The 18,210-nt window shown below is 68.5% G+C and carries 15 protein-coding genes; 9 read left to right on the plus strand and 6 right to left on the minus strand.

Annotated elements, in window-relative coordinates; all coding sequences use genetic code 11:
- Window positions 1–34: 34 nt before the first annotated feature.
- Window positions 35–1,654 (minus strand): allophanate hydrolase, encoded by a 1,620-nt coding sequence (gene atzF, locus AWB94_RS26745; protein WP_062657935.1) that lies wholly within the window; start codon window positions 1,652–1,654, stop codon window positions 35–37.
- 172 nt (window positions 1,655–1,826) lie between these two features.
- On the opposite strand from atzF, the gene AWB94_RS26750 reads away from it, so the two are divergent.
- From AWB94_RS26750 to AWB94_RS26770, 5 genes are all read left to right on the plus strand, one after another.
- Window positions 1,827–2,285: a single-stranded DNA-binding protein gene (locus AWB94_RS26750; RefSeq protein WP_062657934.1), complete on the plus strand. Its 459-nt coding sequence runs from the start codon at window positions 1,827–1,829 to the stop codon at window positions 2,283–2,285.
- Window positions 2,286–2,364: 79 nt separating this feature from the next.
- Window positions 2,365–4,038, plus strand: coding sequence for an energy-dependent translational throttle protein EttA (gene ettA, locus AWB94_RS26755; protein WP_062657933.1), 1,674 nt, complete (start codon window positions 2,365–2,367; stop codon window positions 4,036–4,038).
- A gap of 100 nt (window positions 4,039–4,138) precedes the next feature.
- The gene (locus tag AWB94_RS26760; protein WP_062657932.1) at window positions 4,139–9,079 is read left to right on the plus strand and encodes an NAD-glutamate dehydrogenase; all 4,941 of its coding nucleotides are present in this window, start codon (window positions 4,139–4,141) and stop codon (window positions 9,077–9,079) included.
- Window positions 9,072–9,494, plus strand: coding sequence for an acyl-CoA thioesterase (locus tag AWB94_RS26765; protein ID WP_062657931.1), 423 nt, complete (start codon window positions 9,072–9,074; stop codon window positions 9,492–9,494). Before AWB94_RS26760 ends, AWB94_RS26765 begins: the two co-directional genes overlap by 8 nt.
- Window positions 9,491–10,150, plus strand: coding sequence for a DUF8010 domain-containing protein (locus tag AWB94_RS26770; protein WP_062657930.1), 660 nt, complete (start codon window positions 9,491–9,493; stop codon window positions 10,148–10,150). The genes AWB94_RS26765 and AWB94_RS26770 overlap by 4 nt, the downstream gene beginning before the upstream one ends.
- 50 nt (window positions 10,151–10,200) lie before the next feature.
- Here the strand turns inward: AWB94_RS26770 and AWB94_RS26775 are convergent, their stop codons facing one another.
- Window positions 10,201–11,736, minus strand: a complete 1,536-nt coding sequence (locus tag AWB94_RS26775) for a glycoside hydrolase family 13 protein (RefSeq protein WP_062657929.1) — start codon at window positions 11,734–11,736, stop codon at window positions 10,201–10,203.
- On the minus strand, window positions 11,736–12,140 hold the full coding sequence (locus AWB94_RS26780) for a globin (protein WP_062657928.1): 405 nt from the start codon (window positions 12,138–12,140) through the stop codon (window positions 11,736–11,738). The genes AWB94_RS26775 and AWB94_RS26780 overlap by 1 nt, the downstream gene beginning before the upstream one ends.
- 142 nt (window positions 12,141–12,282) lie before the next feature.
- Between AWB94_RS26780 and AWB94_RS26785 the strand changes: the two genes are divergently transcribed.
- Genes AWB94_RS26785 through AWB94_RS26795 form a run of 3 tightly spaced genes read left to right on the plus strand, consistent with a single transcriptional unit; the run spans window position 12,283 to window position 13,652 of the window.
- Entirely contained in the window at window positions 12,283–12,927 is a 645-nt protein-coding gene (locus AWB94_RS26785; protein WP_062657927.1) for an HNH endonuclease, read from the plus strand.
- Between the two features lie 25 nt (window positions 12,928–12,952).
- Window positions 12,953–13,183, plus strand: a complete 231-nt coding sequence (gene ctaJ / locus AWB94_RS26790) for an aa3-type cytochrome oxidase subunit CtaJ (RefSeq protein ID WP_084395303.1) — start codon at window positions 12,953–12,955, stop codon at window positions 13,181–13,183.
- On the plus strand, window positions 13,170–13,652 hold the full coding sequence (locus tag AWB94_RS26795) for a DUF5130 domain-containing protein (RefSeq protein ID WP_062657926.1): 483 nt from the start codon (window positions 13,170–13,172) through the stop codon (window positions 13,650–13,652). Before ctaJ ends, AWB94_RS26795 begins: the two co-directional genes overlap by 14 nt.
- Window positions 13,653–13,720: 68 nt before the next feature.
- On the opposite strand, the gene AWB94_RS26800 is transcribed toward AWB94_RS26795, so the two are convergent.
- Together AWB94_RS26800 and pepN are read right to left on the minus strand one after the other, a co-directional pair.
- The gene (locus AWB94_RS26800) at window positions 13,721–14,062 is read right to left on the minus strand and encodes an HNH endonuclease (protein WP_062657980.1); all 342 of its coding nucleotides are present in this window, start codon (window positions 14,060–14,062) and stop codon (window positions 13,721–13,723) included.
- A 92-nt stretch (window positions 14,063–14,154) separates the two neighbouring features.
- Complete coding sequence (pepN, locus tag AWB94_RS26805) at window positions 14,155–16,749, minus strand: aminopeptidase N (protein ID WP_085122534.1); 2,595 nt, start codon at window positions 16,747–16,749, stop codon at window positions 14,155–14,157.
- 121 nt (window positions 16,750–16,870) lie between these two features.
- On the opposite strand from pepN, the gene AWB94_RS26810 reads away from it, so the two are divergent.
- On the plus strand, window positions 16,871–17,479 hold the full coding sequence (locus AWB94_RS26810; RefSeq protein ID WP_062657924.1) for a mycothiol-dependent nitroreductase Rv2466c family protein: 609 nt from the start codon (window positions 16,871–16,873) through the stop codon (window positions 17,477–17,479).
- Here AWB94_RS26810 and AWB94_RS26815 read toward each other — a convergent pair.
- On the minus strand, window positions 17,462–18,121 hold the full coding sequence (locus AWB94_RS26815; protein WP_062657923.1) for a flavodoxin family protein: 660 nt from the start codon (window positions 18,119–18,121) through the stop codon (window positions 17,462–17,464). The two genes, AWB94_RS26810 and AWB94_RS26815, sit on opposite strands and share 18 nt — an antisense overlap.
- Between the last annotated feature and the right edge of the window lie 89 nt (window positions 18,122–18,210).

An 18,210-nucleotide genomic window follows, 5' to 3' on the forward strand; every position in this document is an offset into this window, starting at 1 on the left:
GCTGGGTCAGACCGCTCCGGCCGCGATGGCTGGGTCAGACCGCTCCGGCCGCGATGGCCGAAGGCCAACTGCCGTAGCTGCTGATATCGGGCCCGGTCGCTGCCGAGGCGTCGGCGGCGAACGCGGTGCGCCAGCTGCCGTCGGCGAACTCGACCTTCCCCAGCTGCATCGGTGCCGGCAGCGCTGCCAGGAACCGGCCCAGCGCGGCGGGGGAGAGCAGCCAGCGATGGCCCAGCAGTGCCGCGCCGTCGGCACCGTCGGCGACGCGGGTGACGGCCGGTTTGGCCGGTGTGGTGGGCAGCACCGTCATCCGGTACCGCGGCGCCGTCGTCAGCTCGCCGTCCCAACGGGCGCCCAGATCGGTCAGCTGCGACACCAGGGCGCCGCCGCGCAGGTGCGCGCCGAACACCACCAGCTCGGTGTGGTCGGCCACCGCCAAGGGCCAAACCTGTTGCGGCGCTTCGAGTCCTGCGGCCATCGCGGCGATGTCCATCGCGATGGCGTCGTCGAATGCGCGGGCCAGCACGGTGACACCGAACTGTGCGTCCCCCGCGGTGCCGGCGGGCACCGCGACGCCGCACATGTCGAACAGATTGCAGAAATTGGTGTAGGTGCCCATCACCGAGTTCACCCCGATCGGGTCGGCGGCCACCTGGTCCAGGCTGGGATGCAGCGGCGCGGTGGGCACCAGCAGCGCATCGACCCCGTCCAGCGACCGCAACGCCACCGTGCGCAGCCGGGCCACCTCGCGACGGTCGGCGACCAGGCGGTGCGCCGGGATGTCACGGGCCTTGGTGATGATGTGGCGCACCGTCGGATCGAGGTCCGCATCCGGGTTGCTGTCGATGAACTCGCCCACCGCGGCGTATCTTTCGGCCACCAGCGCACCGTCGTACAGCAGCCGGGCCGCGGCCAGGAACGGGTCGATGTCGACCTGGACGATGCGGGCGCCGGCCCGCTCCAAGGTCTGCACCGCGGCCGCAAACGCGGCCTGCCAGGTGTCGTCGAGCGCGGGAAGCGATGATGGCACGGCGACAACGGGATTCGGCGGTGCTGCGAGCCGGGTGTCGGCCGGCCAGGCCCGGTCGCCGGCCGCCGCCATCGCCGCCATCGCGGTGTTGGCCTGCTCCAGGTCGCGGGCGAGAATCGTGACACAGTCATACGATTCGCAGGCCGGGACGACACCGTCGGTGCTGACCACGCCGAGCGTCGGTTTGATCCCGACGATGCCCTGCAGTCCCGCCGGGACCCGGCCGGACCCCGCGGTGTCGGTGCCGATCGCGATATCGGCCTGCCCGGAGGCCACCGCGGCCGCGGAGCCCGAACTCGAACCCCCACTGATGTAGTCGGGCCTGCGGGTGTCCGACACCGCGCCGTACGGTGAGCGTGTCCCGACCAGACCGGTGGCGAATTGGTCCAGGTTCGTCTTGCCGACCACGACCGCCCCCGCCGCGCGCAACGCCGCGACGGCCGGGGCGTCCGCCGCCGGCTGGTAGCTGAACTGCGGGCAGGCCGCGGTGGTCGGCAGACCGGCGGCGTCGACATTGTCCTTCACGGCCAGTCGCAGCCCGGCCAGTGCGCCGCCGGCCGCACGGCTGGCGGCCAGGTCGGTATCGATATCGGCATCGGGGCGTCGGCTGATCCACACGGTCATGGGTGCAAACCCTAGAGCCCGGTTATCCCCAGTGCCGGATTGATCCACAGGCGCCGCGCGACGGCCGGCTCGTGACGCGGCGCGTGTCGGTGCCGGGCGGGTCAATGGGCGCACAGGCCCGCAGTGTGAACGTCAGCGGCGGGCACCGAGGAAATGACTGAAAGGTAATGCCATGTTCGAGACACCGTTTTCCGTGGTCGGCACCGTCATCACCGACGTGGTTCCGCGTCGCGTCGGCGACCAGGACTTCATCCGGTTCCGGGTGGCCAGCAACTCCCGCCGCCGCACCCCCGAGGGCACCTGGGAGCCCGGCAACTCGCTCTACCTGACCGTCAACTGCTGGGGCCGGGTCGCCGACGGCGTGGCCGGCGTGCTGTTCAAGGGTGATCCGGTGGTCGTGGTCGGACACATCTACACCAACGAATACGAGGACAAAGAGGGCAACCGTCGATCCACCATCGAGGTACGGGCCACCGCGGTAGGTCCGGACCTGACCCGGTGCCGGGTCAAGATCGACCCCGCCCGGCGGGCCGCCGAGCAGGCCGATCGAACCGGGCCGGACGCTGATGACGGCGCCGAAGCCGCCGACGACGGCGCCGAGCAGCCAGGGGAGCTGCCGATCTCGGCGTAACCGCGATTTTCGCTCTTGCCTAGGATGGTTTGCGAGTTTCACCGAGATCCGCAGCCGGACGAAAGGCAAGACGACGGCAATGGCCGAATTCATCTACACGATGCGGAAGGTGCGCAAGGCGCACGGCGACAAGGTCATCCTCGACGACGTCACCTTGAACTTCCTTCCGGGTGCCAAGATCGGCGTCGTCGGTCCCAACGGGGCCGGTAAGTCGAGCGTTCTGAAGATCATGGCCGGTATCGACCAGCCCAACAACGGCGACGCCTTCCTGGCGCCGGGCGCGACGGTCGGCATCCTCATGCAGGAGCCGCATCTCGACGAGACCAAGACCGTCCGCGAGAACGTCGAAGAAGGCGTCGCCGTCAAGGCCAAGCTCAACCGGTACAACGAGGTGGCCGAGCTGATGGCCACCGACTACACCGATGAGCTCATGGAAGAGATGGGCCAGCTGCAGGAGGAGCTGGACGCCGCCGACGCCTGGGATATCGACTCCCAGCTGGAGCAGGCCATGGACGCGCTGCGCTGCCCGCCGCCGGACGAGCCGGTCACCCACCTGTCCGGCGGTGAGAAACGCCGCGTCGCGCTGTGCAAACTGCTGCTGTCCAAGCCCGACCTGCTGCTGCTCGACGAGCCCACCAACCACCTCGACGCCGAGAGCGTGCTGTGGCTCGAACAGCACCTGGCCGCCTACAAGGGCGCCATCCTGGCCGTCACCCACGACAGGTACTTCCTGGACAACGTGGCCGAGTGGATCCTCGAGCTCGACCGTGGCCGGGCCTACCCGTACGAGGGCAACTACTCCACCTACCTGGAGAAGAAGGCCGAACGCCTGGAGGTCCAGGGCAAGAAGGACCAGAAACTGCAGAAGCGCCTGAAGGAAGAGTTGGCCTGGGTCCGTTCGGGCGCCAAGGCCCGGCAGGCCAAGAACAAGGCCCGCCTGGGCCGCTACGAAGAGATGGCGGCCGAGGCGGAGAAGACCCGCAAGCTCGACTTCGAGGAAATCCAGATTCCGACCCCACCGCGACTGGGCAACCTGGTGGTCGAGGTCGAACACCTGGACAAGGGGTTCGACGGCCGCACCCTGATCAAGGACCTGTCCTTCACCCTGCCGCGCAACGGCATCGTCGGCGTGATCGGCCCCAACGGTGTCGGTAAGACCACCCTGTTCAAGACCATCGTCGGACTGGAATCGCCGGACAGCGGCACGGTGAAGATCGGTGAGACGGTCAAGCTGAGCTACGTCGACCAGAGCCGCGCCGGCATCGACCCGAAGAAGACGGTGTGGCAGGTGGTGTCCGACGGCCTGGACTACATCGAGGTCGGCCAGAACGAGATCCCGTCCCGGGCCTACGTCTCGGCGTTCGGGTTCAAGGGTCCCGACCAGCAGAAGCCCGCGGGCGTGCTGTCCGGCGGTGAGCGCAACCGGCTGAACCTCGCGCTCACCCTCAAGGAGGGCGGCAACCTGATCCTGCTCGACGAGCCCACCAACGACCTCGACGTCGAAACGCTGAGCTCGCTGGAGAACGCGTTGGAGCAGTTCCCCGGCTGCGCCGTGGTGATCTCCCACGACCGGTGGTTCCTGGACCGCACCTGCACGCACATCCTGGCGTGGGAGGGTGACGACGACAACGAGGCCAAGTGGTTCTGGTTCGAGGGCAACTTCGGCGCGTACGAGGAGAACAAGGTCCAGCGGCTCGGAGCCGACGCGGCGCGACCGCACCGGGTCACACACCGCAGGCTCACCCGCGACTGATCCCGCGGGCACGGGCTGGCGCGCCGGTCGGGGAGACTAGTGTCGCTCGTGCGTGCCGCCAACGACGGCGGCACGCCGGTGTTAGTGAGGAGCCTTCGGCATGACGGTGAATCCGGCAGCCCCACAGCAATTGCGTCTCAGCGAGGACGCCGTGGGGCGTCTGGCGACGGTGTACCTGGCCACTCATCACGGCCCGCACGGCGACGCGCCGTCGGGTGACGTCGCTGTCACCGTGCCGGTGGATCGGGCGATCACGGGCAAGGTGATGTCGCCGGAGCTGCTGGCCGCCCACATCGCACTGGGCCAACGCCGGGCACCGGGGGAGACCCTGGTCGCGGTGTACCCACCCGACGCCCCTCGGGCGAGCGAAGCGACGGGGGAAACGGTCCCTCGGGCGAGCGAAGCGACGGGGGAAACAGTCCCCGCGGCGAGCGAAACGTCACACGGGTTCGGGCCGGCGCTGCAGGTGGTCACCGATCCCAGCCCGATGATGATGGACTCGGTCACGGTGATGCTGCACCGGCTCGGCGTCAACTACGTGTCGATCATGAATCCGGTGCTGCGGGTGCACCGCGGACCCGACGGGGAGCTCCTCGACGTCGCCCCGTCCGCCGGTCCCGACGCGCCCGCCGACGGCATCGACGAGACGTGGATCCACGTCCGGCTCGCCCCGACGGCCGACCCCGCCGCGGTCGACGAGGCAGCCAGGCTGCTGCCGAGCGTGCTCGCCGACGCCCGGCAGGTCGCCGCCGACTCGTCGGCGCTCAACGCCACCCTCGTCGGCCTGGCCAACGCGCTCGACGCCGACCATGCCGGCCATTTCGCCGGACCCGACCGCCGCGATGTCGCGTCGCTGCTGCGTTGGCTGGCCGACGGACACTTCGTGCTGCTGGGCTATCAGCGCTGCGCCGTGCAGGGTGGCGCGGCCACCGTCGACCCGGCCAGCCGGCTCGGCGTGCTGCGCTCGCGCACCGACGTCTTCCCCGAGCTCACCGCACCCGGTGACCTGGTGGCGCTGGCGCAGGCCACCATGCCCAGCTTCCTGCGCTACGGCGCCTACCCGTACATGGTGGTCATCCGCGAGACTCCGGGCGGGGTGGTATCCAGCCAGGCCGTCGAGCATCGCTTCGTCGGGCTGTTCACGGTGGCCGCCATGAACGCCAACGTGCTGGAGATTCCGCTGATCGCCCGCCGCGTCGACGAGGTGCTGGCGCGCACCCAGAGCGATCCCAGCCATCCGGCCCAGCTGATGCTCGACATCATCCAGACCATCCCACGCTCGGAACTGTTCGCGCTGACCAGTGGGGAACTGTTGGACACCGCACGGGCGGTGGTCGACCTCGGTTCGCTGCGGCGTGCCCTGCTGTTCCTGCGGGCCGACCAGCTCGGCCACTTCGTGTCCGCGTTGGTGTATCTCCCGCGTGACCGCTACACCACCGCGGTGCGGCTGGCCATCCAGGACATCCTGGTCCGCGAACTCGGCGGTGTCAGCATCGAGTACGCCGCCCGGGTCAGCGAATCCCCATGGGCGGTAGTGCATTTCACCGTCAAGATGCCCGAGGGGGTGCGACGCGCCGATATCGACACCTCGCTGGAGAACGAGAACCGGATCCAGCAGCTGCTCACCGAGGCCTCCCGCACCTGGGCCGACCGGCTGATCGGATCGGTCAAGTCCGGTGCGATCGGCCAGAGCCTCGCCGAGCACTACGCCGCGGCGTTCCCGGAGGTGTACAAGCAGGCGTTCACCCCCGCCGAAGCCATCGCCGACATCGCGATCATCGAAGAGCTGCAAGACAATTCGGTGAAGCTGGTGTTCGCCGAAGGAACCGGTGAAGACCGGGTCGCCAAGCTGACGTGGTACCTGGGCGGTCGTTCGGCCTCGCTCTCGGAGCTGCTGCCCATGCTGCAGTGCATGGGCGTGGTGGTGCTCGAAGAGCGGCCCTTCACCGTCACCCGCCCCGACGGCCTGCCCGTGTGGATCTACCAGTTCAAGGTGTCCCCGCACCGGTCGATCCCGGTCGACGAGGATCCCGACACCACCGCGACGCTGTTCGCCGACGCCGTCACCGCCATCTGGCAGGGTCGGGCCGAGATCGACCGGTTCAACGAGCTGGTACTGCGTGCCGGCCTGACCTGGCAGCAGGTCACCATCCTGCGTGGCTACGCGAAATACCTGCGCCAGGCCGGATTCCCGTACAGCCAATCCCATATCGAGACGGTGCTCAACGACAACGCCGGCACCGCCCGATCGCTGGTGGAACTGTTCGAGGCCCTCTTCGATCCGGCCGTCGACCAGGCAGCGGAACCGCCGCGCGACGCCCAGGCCGCGGCCGCCGCCGTCGCCGCCGACATCGACGCTTTGACCAGCCTGGACACCGACCGGGTGCTGCGGGCTTTCGCCAGCCTGGTGCAGGCCACCCTGCGGACGAACTACTTCGTCACCGACCCGACCTCGGCGCGCGCCCAGGATGTGGTGTCCTTCAAGCTCAATCCCGGCCTGATCACCGAACTTCCGTTGCCGCGTCCGCGGTTCGAGATCTTCGTCTACTCGCCCCGGGTCGAGGGCGTGCACCTGCGGTTCGGCTTCGTGGCTCGCGGCGGCCTGCGGTGGTCGGACCGCCGGGAGGACTTCCGCACCGAGATCCTGGGCCTGGTGAAGGCGCAGGCGGTGAAGAACGCCGTCATCGTGCCGGTCGGCGCCAAGGGCGGATTCGTCGTCAAGCAGCCGCCGGTACCCACCGGTGACGCCGCGACCGACCGGGATGCCCAGCGCGCCGAGGGGGTGGCCTGCTACCGGCTGTTCATCTCCGGTCTGCTCGACCTCACCGACAACGTCGAGAAGTCCACCGGCGCCGTCGTCACCCCGGCGGGTGTGGTGCGCCGCGACGGCGACGACGCCTATCTGGTGGTCGCCGCCGACAAGGGCACCGCGACGTTCTCCGATATCGCCAACGACGTCGCCAAGTCCTACGGGTTCTGGCTGGGCGACGCGTTCGCCTCCGGCGGTTCGGTGGGCTATGACCACAAGGCGATGGGTATCACCGCCAAGGGTGCCTGGGAATCGGTCAAGCGGCACTTCCGCGAAATGGGTGTCGACACCCAGAGCCAGGACTTCACCGTGGTCGGCGTCGGCGATATGAGCGGCGATGTATTCGGCAATGGGATGTTGCTGTCCAAGCACATTCGGCTGGTCGCCGCCTTCGACCACCGGCACATCTTCCTGGACCCCAACCCGGATCCGGCCACCTCGTGGGTGGAACGGGAGCGCATGTTCGCGCTGCCGCGGTCCAGCTGGGACGACTACGACCGCTCCTTGATCAGTGAGGGCGGCGGCGTCTACAGCCGTGAGCAGAAATCCATCCCGATCAGCCCGCAGGTGCGAACCGCGCTGGGCTTGGCCGACGACGTCACCGAGATGACGCCGCCCGCCCTGATGAAGGCGGTGCTGCTGGCGCCGGTCGACCTGTTCTGGAACGGCGGTATCGGCACCTATGTCAAGGCCGAGACCGAATCCGATGCCGCGGTGGGTGACCGTGCCAACGACGCGCTGCGGGTCAACGGAAACCAGTTGCGGGTCAAGGTGGTCGGTGAGGGCGGCAACCTCGGCGTGACGCAGCGCGGCCGCATCGAATTCGACCTCAACGGCGGCCGGATCAACACCGACGCCATGGACAACTCGGCCGGGGTGGACTGCTCCGACCATGAGGTGAACATCAAGATCCTGGTCGACTCGCTGGTCACCACGGGCAAGGTCAGCGCCGACGAGCGCACCGAGCTGCTGATGTCGATGACCGACGAGGTGGGCCGGTTGGTGCTGGCCGACAACAAGGACCAGAACGACCTGATGGGCACCAGCCGGGCCAACGCCGCCAGTCTGCTGTCGGTGCACGCGCGGCAGATCAAGGAGCTGGTCGACGAGCGCGAGCTCAACCGCGAGCTGGAGGCGCTGCCCAACGAGAAAGAGATCCGTCGCCGCGCCGAGCTCGGATTGGGTTTGACCTCACCGGAATTGGCGACCCTGATGGCGCATGTGAAGCTGGCGCTCAAGGACCAGCTGCTGGCCAGCGACCTGCCCGACCAGGAGGTGTTCGCCTCGCGGCTGCCGTCCTACTTCCCGGCCCAGCTGCGGGACCGCTTCGGTGCCGACATCCGCAATCACCAGCTGCGCCGGGAGATCGTGACCACCATGCTGGTCAACGACCTCGTCGATACCAGCGGCATCAGCTACGCCTACCGGATCAGCGAGGACGTCGGCGTCGGCCCCGTCGACGCGGTCCGCGCCTATGTGGCCACCGACGCCATCTTCAAGGTCGGCGAGGTGTGGCACGCGATCCGCGCCGCCGGCGATGCCGGGGTGCCGATCGCGGTGACCGACCGGATGACGCTGGACCTGCGCCGGCTCATCGACCGGGCCGGTCGCTGGCTGCTGAACTACCGCCCGCAGCCGCTGGCCGTCGGCGCGGAGATCAACCGGTTCGCCCAGAAGGTGGCCACCCTGACCCCGCGGATGTCGGAATGGCTGCGCGGCGACGACAAGGCCATCGTGCAGAAGGACGCCGGTGAGTTCATGGCCCAGGGTGTGCCGGAGGACCTGGCGTACATGGTGGCCACCGGGCTGTACCAGTACAGCCTGCTCGATGTCATCGACATCGGTGATGTCCTGGAGCGCGACGCCGCGGAGGTGGCCGACGTCTACTTCGCCCTGATGGACCGCCTCGGCGCCGACGGCCTGCTCACCGCGGTGTCCCGGCTGCCCCGCGACGACCGGTGGCATTCGTTGGCGCGGTTGGCAATTCGTGACGACATCTACGGGTCGCTGCGCGCGTTGTGCTTCGACGTGATGGCCGTCGGCGAACCGGACGAGACCGGTGAGCAGAAGATCGAGGAGTGGGAGGTCACCAACACCTCCCGGGTGGCCCGGGCGCGCCGCACCCTCGACGAGATCTACGCCGAGGGCGAGCGGGATCTGGCCACCCTGTCGGTGGCCGCACGCCAGATCCGCAGCATGACACGTACGAGTGGAACGGGAACCAGTGGCTAACGGGTTCGTCACGCCGGTGCCGGTGCGCTGGTCGGATATCGACATGTACCAGCACGTCAATCACGCGACCATGGTCACCATCCTGGAGGAGGCCCGCGTCCCGTTCCTGCGCGAGCCGTTCGCCGGTGACGTCACGACCACTGGACTTTTGATCGCCGAGGTCAAGGTGTCCTACAAAGGCCAAGTGCGGCTGACGGATTCGCCACTGCAGGTGACCATCTGGGTGAACCGGTTGCGGGCGGTGGACTTCACGCTGGGCTACGAGGTGCGCTCGGTGCATGCCGACCCGGACTCCAAACCGGCCGTCATCGCCGAGACACAGTTGGCGGCCTTCAGCATCGAAGAGCAGAAGCTGGTGCGCCTGGCACCGCATCATCGGGAGTACCTCGAGCGCTGCCTCCGGCCATCGGCGTGACCGCCGCAGAGCGCGGCATCTGGCTGGACGGGCCGGTGCACCGCGACGACCTGCGGACCTTCGCCGAGCGGACCCTGCGCCTCGACGAAGCGGCGGTGATCCGGTTGCGGCAACGGGCCGGCGGCCACCTCGTCGCCTGGGTGGCAACGGGTTTCGACGTGCTGGCCAGCCGGGTGGTGGGCGGCCGGGTGAATCCCGCCGATCTGTGCGTGGGCGCCGACAGCCTGGTGACGGCGTTGCCCGCCATGGATGCGTCCGGCTTCGTCGAACCGGGCTTCGCGATGGACTCGGCCTGGCGCGGCGTGCTGCCGCCGGAGGGCGGGTTCGCGCATCTCGACGACGTGCCGGCCCGCGCCGTGCTGGACCTGGCCGACCGCGGGGCCGAGTTGGCCAAGGAACACGGCAGTGCGCACGGCCCGCCGGTGTCCCTGCTCGACCAGGAGGTGCTGGCCGTGAGTTCGGGCGGCACCGCGGTGGGCATCCCCATGCGTTGTGTATTCGCCTTGACCGCACTGGGTTTCCTGCCGCAGAGCGGCAGCCAGGTCAGCTCCGAGGAGATCGTGCGGGTGCGGGTGCACCCGGCGTGGCTGCGGATCGACGCGCGGTTCGGCTCGGTGTACCGGCGCATCGGCGACCCCGCGCTGGTCCTGCGCTGATCAGGGCTTTGTGGAGCCGCACCCGTAATCATTACGGGTGGCTCCACAAATCACACCAGCCAGGCGGCCGTGTCTGGCGGCAGCAGGCCACCGGTCAGCGGTCCGCTGGCCAGCAGCACCTCACCGGCCGGCAAAGTCACCGGCGCCGCACCGGTGTTGAGCACGCAGCGCAGTCCGCCGCCGCGGGCGAACACGCCGTCGTGCACCCACTGCACGCCGCCGTCGAATTCAGGTCGCTGCGACCGTAATTCGATCGCGCGGCGGTAGAAGTGCAGTGTCGAATCCGGATCGGCTTCCTGGTGCTGCACCGTCAACCCGGCCCAGTCCGCGGGCATCGGAAGCCAGGTGTCCGGGTTGGTCGAAAACCCGAACGGCGGTGCGTCACCGGACCACGGCAGCGGCACCCGGCAGCCGTCGCGGCCGCGCTCGGTGCGGCCGGAGCGCTCCCACACCGGATCCTGGAGTACCTCGTCGGGCAGATCCACCTGGGGCAGGCCGAGTTCCTCCCCGTTGTAGACGAACACCGCGCCGGGCAGCGCCAGCATCACCAGTGCCATCGCCCTGGCCCGGGCCAGGCCCCTCGCGCCACCGCCATAGCGGGTGACCTCGCGTTCGACGTCGTGATTGGACAGCGTCCAGGTCGGCACGGCACCCGCGAGGTCGGCGGCGGCCATGGCGTTGTCGATCGCCACCCGCACCTCGGCGGCATCGAAATCGGCTTGCACCAACCGGAAATTGAAGCCGAGGTGCAGTTCGTCGGGGCGCAGGTATTTGGCGAACCGCTCGTTGCCGTGCACCCACACCTCACCGACGGCCACCGACTCGGGGTAATCGTCGAGCACCCGCCGGATGAAGCGGTGGATCTCGTGCACGCTCTCGTTGTCGAAGCGCGGATCGTCTTCCTTGTTGCGCAGCAGCGCGTTGTCGGTCAGTGACATGTCCGGCAGTCCGGGAGGCTTGGCCATGCCGTGCGCCACGTCGATGCGGAAGCCGTCGACTCCGCGGTCCAGCCAGAACCGCAGCGTCTTCTCCACGTCCTCGAAAACCTCGGGGTGCTCCCAGTTCAGGTCGGGCTGGGCGCTGTCGAACAGGTGCAGGTACCACTGTCCGTCGGGCACCCGGGTCCAGGCCGGGCCGCCGAACACCGACACCCAGTTGTTGGGCGGTGCGTCACCGATCCCGTCGCGGAAGATGAACCGGTCCCGCCGCGACGGATCGGCCAGCGCCTCGAGGAACCAGGGGTGCGCGGAGCTGACGTGGTTGGGCACCAGATCCATGGTCACCCGGATATCGCGGGCGTGCGCCGCGGCCAGCAGCCGGTCCAGCGCGGTCAGGTCACCGAACAGGGGGTCGATATCGCGTGGGTCGGCGACGTCGTAACCGTGGTCGGCCATGGGGGACACCATCACGGGGTTCAGCCACAGGGCGTTCACCCCGAGGGCGGACAGATAGTCCAGCCGCTCGGTGATGCCGTCCAGGTCGCCCACGCCGTCGCCGTTGCTGTCGCGGAACGACCGGGGATAGAGCTGATAGAAGACGGCGTCGGCCCACCAGACCTGGCGAGGGGAGATTCGGTCCTGCGCCATCAGAACGCCGAGTTGACCATCGAGTCGGCGGCCATGGTCAAGTAGTTCAGCAGCATCTGGCGGTGCGCGTCGTCCAGCGTCTGCGCGTCGACCGACGCCACCGCGGTATGCATGCAGCGCAGCCAGGCGTCGCGCTCCAGGAAGCCGATCCGGAACGGCGCGTGCCGCATCCGCAGTCGCGGATGCCCGCGTTGGTCGGAGTAGGTACGCGGGCCGCCCCAGTACTGCTCCAGGAACATCCGCAATCGTTCCTCGGCCCCGTCGATATCGTCCTCGGGGTACAGCGGGAGCAGGATCTCGTCCTCGCGCACCAGCTCGTAGAACCGCGACACGATCTTGTCGAAGGTGTCGTGGCCGCCGATTTCGTCGTAGAACGAGCGCTCGGGTTGAGTCACGCTGACCATTGTCCAGGATCACCCGAGGTGCGCTGCCGATAGCCGGGCTAAGCGATCCGTCACCCGATGTTCATCGGACTGACCAGCGAACACCCGCCAAATTGCCGTGCGTTCGCCGCCGATCCATGGTGGACTGTGCAGCGGAGGACGAATGTCGCAGCGCAAGAAAAGCCCTGCTCGACGAGCGGGCTACCGTTACCCCACGGCCGCGGTCGCTCCTGTCGCTGCCCACTCATCGCAGTTCGCCGACGTGCCGCCGGCCGTCCACCCCGCATCCGTGTGGGGCCGGCGCCGGGTGTTGCTGCTGAACTCCACCTATGAACCGTTGACGGCGCTGCCGATGCGGCGTGCGGTGATCATGCTGATGTGCGGCAAGGCCGACGTCGTGCACGACGACCCGTCCGGGCCGGTCATCCATTCCGCGACCCGCACCATCGTGGTGCCCTCGGTGATCCGGCTACGCACCTTCGTGCGGGTGCCCTACCGGGCGCGCATCCCGATGACCCGCGCGGCGCTGATGCACCGGGACCGCTTCCGCTGCGCCTACTGCGGGCAGAAGGCCGACACCGTCGACCACGTCATCCCGCGCAGCCGTGGCGGTGAGCACTCCTGGGAGAACTGCGTCGCGGCCTGCTCGTCGTGCAACCACCGCAAGGCCGATCATTTGCTCAGTGAGTTGGGCTGGACATTGCGGGCGGCCCCGATGCCGCCCAAGGGCCAGCATTGGCGACTGCTGTCCACGGTGAAGGAACTCGACCCGGCCTGGGTCAGATACTTGGGTGAGGGCGCGGCGTGAAACGCCCTGCGCTACGGTTTGCGTCGTGAGCATTGCACTGACCCATTCCTTGCTCGGTGGGGTCCCGCTGGTGGTGTTCCTGCTGCTGGCCGTCGTGACCCTGTCCCGCAAGGGATCGCACCCGGCGACCTACGAATTGTCCGAGAAGTGGACGCACGACCCCATCCTGTGGGCGTCGGACGAGCCCGCCGACCACGGCCACGGTGGCCACGGTTCGCATGTGAACGTGGGAGGTTCCGCAAGTGGCAAGTGGTGATCTGGCCCATTCGGACGCGCCCACCAAGACCGACGTCGAGCTGCCCTACGGCTACGCGCTGACCTCCAGCGGCCGGATCTCGGGTGTCACCGAGCCGGGCGAACTGTCGGTGCACTACCCGTTCCCCACCAAGGACCTCGTCGTCCTCGACGACGCGATGAAGTACGGCGCGCGGGCGGCCAAGGCTCGGTTTGCGGTGTACCTGGGGCCGCTGGGTGAGGACACCGCCGCCACCGCGCGCGAGATCCTCGGCCGGGTGCCGAGCCCGGACAACGCCGTGCTGCTGGCCGTCTCGCCGGACCAGCATGTCGTCGAGGTGGTCTACGGCGCCGACCTGAAGGGCCGCGGCATCGAGACCGCCGCCCCGCTCGGGGTGTCGGCCGCCATCGCGTCGTTCAAGCAGGGCAACCTCATCGACGGCCTCATCAGCGCCGTCCGGGTCATCTCCGCCGGCGTCTCTCCGGCCTGAGTTCGTTTCGCGAGCGGCCGCGTTTGCACGCCGTCAAGGCCGTGCAAGCGCGGCCGCTCGCGCCGTCTCTAGGTCAGACCGGCGTTCCTGATCGCCACGTAGCGCTCCAGGAACGCGCGCTCGTCCAGGCGCTTGCGCCGCATCCAGCTGGTCACCTCGTCATTGCACTTGCTGGCATTGCAGGCCGCGCACGCGGGCACCACATTGTCGACGGTGTAGCGGCCCCCACGGGAGATCGCCATCACGCAGTCCCGTTGCAACGGCTTGCCCGTCGCGCCGCAGTAGGCGCAACCGTTCCACGCCGCCTTCAGCGCGGCCCACTGCTCCTCGGTGAGGTCGTTGACCGCCGCCTTGACCCGGCGGGTGCGCCGGCGCGCCGCGCGGGCTCTCCGACTGTTGGGGGCGGCCATGGCCAGCAGCGTAAGCACCCCCGGCGAGCGGCCCCGTCTGCACGCGATCTACGGCGTGTCGGGCGTGCAGACGCGGCCGCTCGCGGAAGCAGCTAGCTGATGTCGAACGAGCGGGCCCGCAGTGCCCGCTCGACGCCGGCCCGGCCTTCCAGCACCAGGCGGCGCAGGGCCGGCGGCAGCTCGGGATCGGCCAGGTAGGCATCGGCGGCATCCAGCCCGCCCTGGCTGACGTCCCACGACGGGTACAGGCCGATGACCACCGTCTGCGCCACCTCGCTGGAGCGCCGTTCCCACACCCCGCCGATGGCAGCGAAGTAGAGATCCCGGAACGGGGTCAGCAGTTCGGTCTGACCCGGCTGCACGATCCCGCCGACGACGGCCCGGGTGGTGATGTTGGGCAGTGTGTCGTCCTCGATGACCTGCTGCCAGGCGGCCTCCTTGACCGCTTTCTGCGGGCGGGCGGCGGCCGCCGCGGCGGCGTTGCGCCTCCCGGCGGCGGTCGGGTCGTTCTCGGCTTCCGCGTCGATGAACGGCGTGGCGGTCCCGTCGGCATCGATCGCCCCGGCCGCGGCCAACGCGGTGACGATGCGCCAGCGCAGGTCGGTGTCGACGACCAAGCCGGCCAGGTTCACCGCGGCCGGCTCGTTGTCCAGCAGGGTGGACAGCACCGCGATGTGGTTGGGCGCGAGCACCGAGGTGCACAGCGCATTGACGAAGGCCAGCTGATGGTCCGAGCCCGGCGCGGATTCCCGCGCCCGGTCCAGCAGCGCGTCACCGAAGGCGGGCCAGCCGATCTCCTTGGCCCACACCGGGTCGGCGTAGGCGTTCAGCGCGGTTTGGGCCTGCAACAGAAGCCGTTGCGCGACACCGACTTCGGTCTCGGCGTGGATGCCACTGATCACCAGCGCGACGAAGTCGCGGGCCTTCATCTCGGCCTCGCGGGTCATCTCCCAGGCCGCCGACCAGGCCAGCGTGCGGGGCAGCGGATCGGCGAAATCGGCGATCCGGCTCAGCACCGTGTGCAACGAGTCCGGGTCCAGCCGCACCGCGCAGTAGGTCAGGTCCTCGTCGTTGACCAGGATGAACTTGCCGCGTGCGGCACCGACCAGTTCGGGCACCTCGGTGCTCTCGCCCTCGACGTCCAACTCGACCCGGTTCACCCGGACCAGCTTTCCGGAGGCATCGTCGTCGTAGATGCCGACGCCCAGCCGGTGCACCCGGGTCTCGCCGGCACCGGGGGCGGCACCGGACTGCGTGATGGCGAACCGGGTGAACGTGCCGTCGGCGTCGACGTCGAAATCCGGGCGCAGCGTGTTCAGTCCGGTGGTCTTGAGCCACTGCCTGCCCCACTGCGACAGGTCACGGCCCGACGACTTCTCCAGGGCGCCCAGCAGATCCCCGAAGGTGGCGTTGCCGAAGGCATGGTCGCGGAAGTAGTCGCGCAGCCCGGCCAGGAAAGCTTCCAGGCCGACGTACGCCACCAGCTGCTTGAGCACGCTGGCGCCCTTGGCGTAGGTGATGCCGTCGAAGTTCACCTCGACGGCGGCCAGGTCCGGGATGTCGGCGGCGACGGGATGGGTGGACGGCAGCTGGTCCTGCCGGTATGCCCAGGATTTCTCGACGTTGGCGAACGTCGTCCACGCCTGCTTGTACTCGGTGGCCTCGGCCTGGCACAGCACGGAGGCGAAGGTCGCGAAGGACTCGTTGAGCCACAGGTCATCCCACCACTGCATGGTGACCAGGTCGCCGAACCACATGTGCGCCATCTCGTGCAGCACCGTCTCGGCACGGCGCTCGTAGCTGTAACGGGTCACCTTGGACCGGAAGACGTAGTCCTCCAGGAAGGTCACCGCGCCGGCGTTCTCCATGGCGCCCGCATTGAACTCCGGCACGAACAACTGGTCGTATTTGCCGAAGGCATAAGGGATTCCGAAGTTGCGGTGGTAGAAGCCGAAGCCCTGCTTGGTCTCGGTGAACAACCGCTCGGCGTCCATGTACTCGGCCAGCGAGGCGCGGCAGAAGATGCCCAGCGGGATCTCGCCGTGCTCGTCGGTGTAGACGTCGTCCCAGCGGGCGTACGGCCCGGCGATCAGGGCGGCCAGATAGGTGCTCATCTTCGGCGTGGTGGCGAAGGTGTGCACACCGTCTTGTACCGACACCGTCGCTCCGTTGGAGATCACCTGCCAGTGCTCGGGCGCCGTGACGGTGACGTCGAAGGTGGCCTTGAGGTCGGGCTGGTCGAAGCAGGCGAACATGCGCTTGGCGTCGGCCGTCTCGAACTGGGAGTACAGGTAGACCTCGTTGTCGACCGGGTCGACGAACCGGTGCAGGCCCTCGCCGGTGTTGGAGTACCGGCAGTCGGCCTCGACGACCAGGACGTTGGTGGCCTGCAGGCCGGTCAGTGCGATGCCGGTGGACTCGTCGTAGCCGGACACGTCCAGGGCGACGCCGTTGAGGGTGGCGCTGTGCACCGCGTCGGCGGCGATGTCGATGAACGTCTCGGCCCCGGGCAGCGCGTCGAACGTCACCGTGGTGACGGAGCGGAACACCTTGTCGCTTCCGCTACTTCCCGGGTCGCTGCGCTCCTGCCCTCCGGAGGTCAGGTCTAGGTCGATGCGGTAGTTGTCAACGGTCACCAGCGCGGCGCGCTCGGCGGCCTGGTCGCGTGTCAGATTGGGAAGTGCCACGCGACCAACCTAGTCGGAAGGGTGACGGCCCGGGGACCGAAGTCCGCCCCGGGAACATCGGCCGCACGCCCGAAGTTGTGTTGGGTGGATTGTCATGCCCACGTCGAGAGGACTCATTCCCATGGCGAAAAAAGATGTCGCAGATTTCTGGTTCGATCCGCTGTGCCCATGGGCCTGGATCACCTCCCGCTGGATCCTGGAAGTCCAGAAAGTGCGCGATATCGACGTCAACTTCCACGTGATGAGCTTGGCGGTGCTCAACGAGGGCCGTGATCTGCCCGAGGAGTACCTGGAGATGATGAAGAAGGCGTGGGGGCCGGTCCGCGTCGCCATCGCAGCCGAGGAGGCCAAGGGGTCCGACATCCTGGCGCCGCTCTATACGGCGTTCGGCATCCGGATCCACAACCAGGGCATCAAGGATTTCGAGGTGGTCATCCGCGAATCGCTGGAGGAGCTGGGCCTGCCCGCCGAACTGGCCGAGGCGGCCACCAGTGACAAGTTCGACGAGGCGCTGCGCAAGAGCCACCACGAGGGCATGGACCCGGTCGGGCCGGATGTCGGCACGCCGACCATCCACGTCAACAAGACCGCGTTCTTCGGGCCTGTGCTCTCCCGGATCCCGCGCGGCGAGGAGGCCGGCAAGCTGTGGGACGCCTCGGTGATCTTCGCCGGCTACCCGCACTTCTGGGAGCTCAAGCGCACCCGGACCGAGTCACCCGAATTCGACTAGGCGCTGCCCACCGTCCCACACCTTGTTCGACCGGACGGTGTCGAGCCGGTAGTCGGTGACACGGCTCTCGTAGAGCCGGGCCGCCAGGTCATGGGCCTGGCGGACCGGGTCGCTCGGGTCGTGCACGATTTCGCCGCGGCTGTTGGCGTTGCCGACGACCACGCCGACCAGATCCTGGTGCAGGTACCGGGTGAGTTCCTGGAACTGCGCGATCACGCCCTGGGTCGCCCCGAGGTAGCTCTCCTCGCAGGAGATCAGGACGCCGACCCGCTTGCCCATGATGCCGTCGATCACCTGTTCTTGTTGCGGTGCGCTGTTGGCGGTGTAGCAGAACAGCCGGTCGAAGACGGTCTTGAGCCGGCCGGGCATGCCGTAGAAGTACAGCGGCATCGCGAAGACGATGCCGTCAGCCGGCAGCATCCGCTCCAACAGCAACTGCTCGTACCGATCATCGAGTGAGCAGGTGCGGTCTTCCGGGCGCCGGCACTGCCGGCAGTTTCCCAGCAGGCGTTCGACGTAGTCGTGCAGGAAGACATGGTCGACGTCGTGCCCGGCGGAGCGGGTGCCCGCGACCGCTGCGCGCGCCAGCGCGTGGGAGTTGCCGTCCTCACGCGGGCTGGCACTGATCACCAGGGTCTGCATCGTGCGGTCTCCGTCCTGTCACAGGTCCTCCTACCGTCGGTCAACGCCGGCGACGGCGTATCTGTTTCGTCCCGGTGCGGCGCGGCGTC

This window comes from Mycolicibacterium canariasense (genome assembly GCF_002101555.1).
Taxonomy (GTDB): Bacteria; Actinomycetota; Actinomycetes; order Mycobacteriales; family Mycobacteriaceae; genus Mycobacterium; species Mycobacterium canariasense.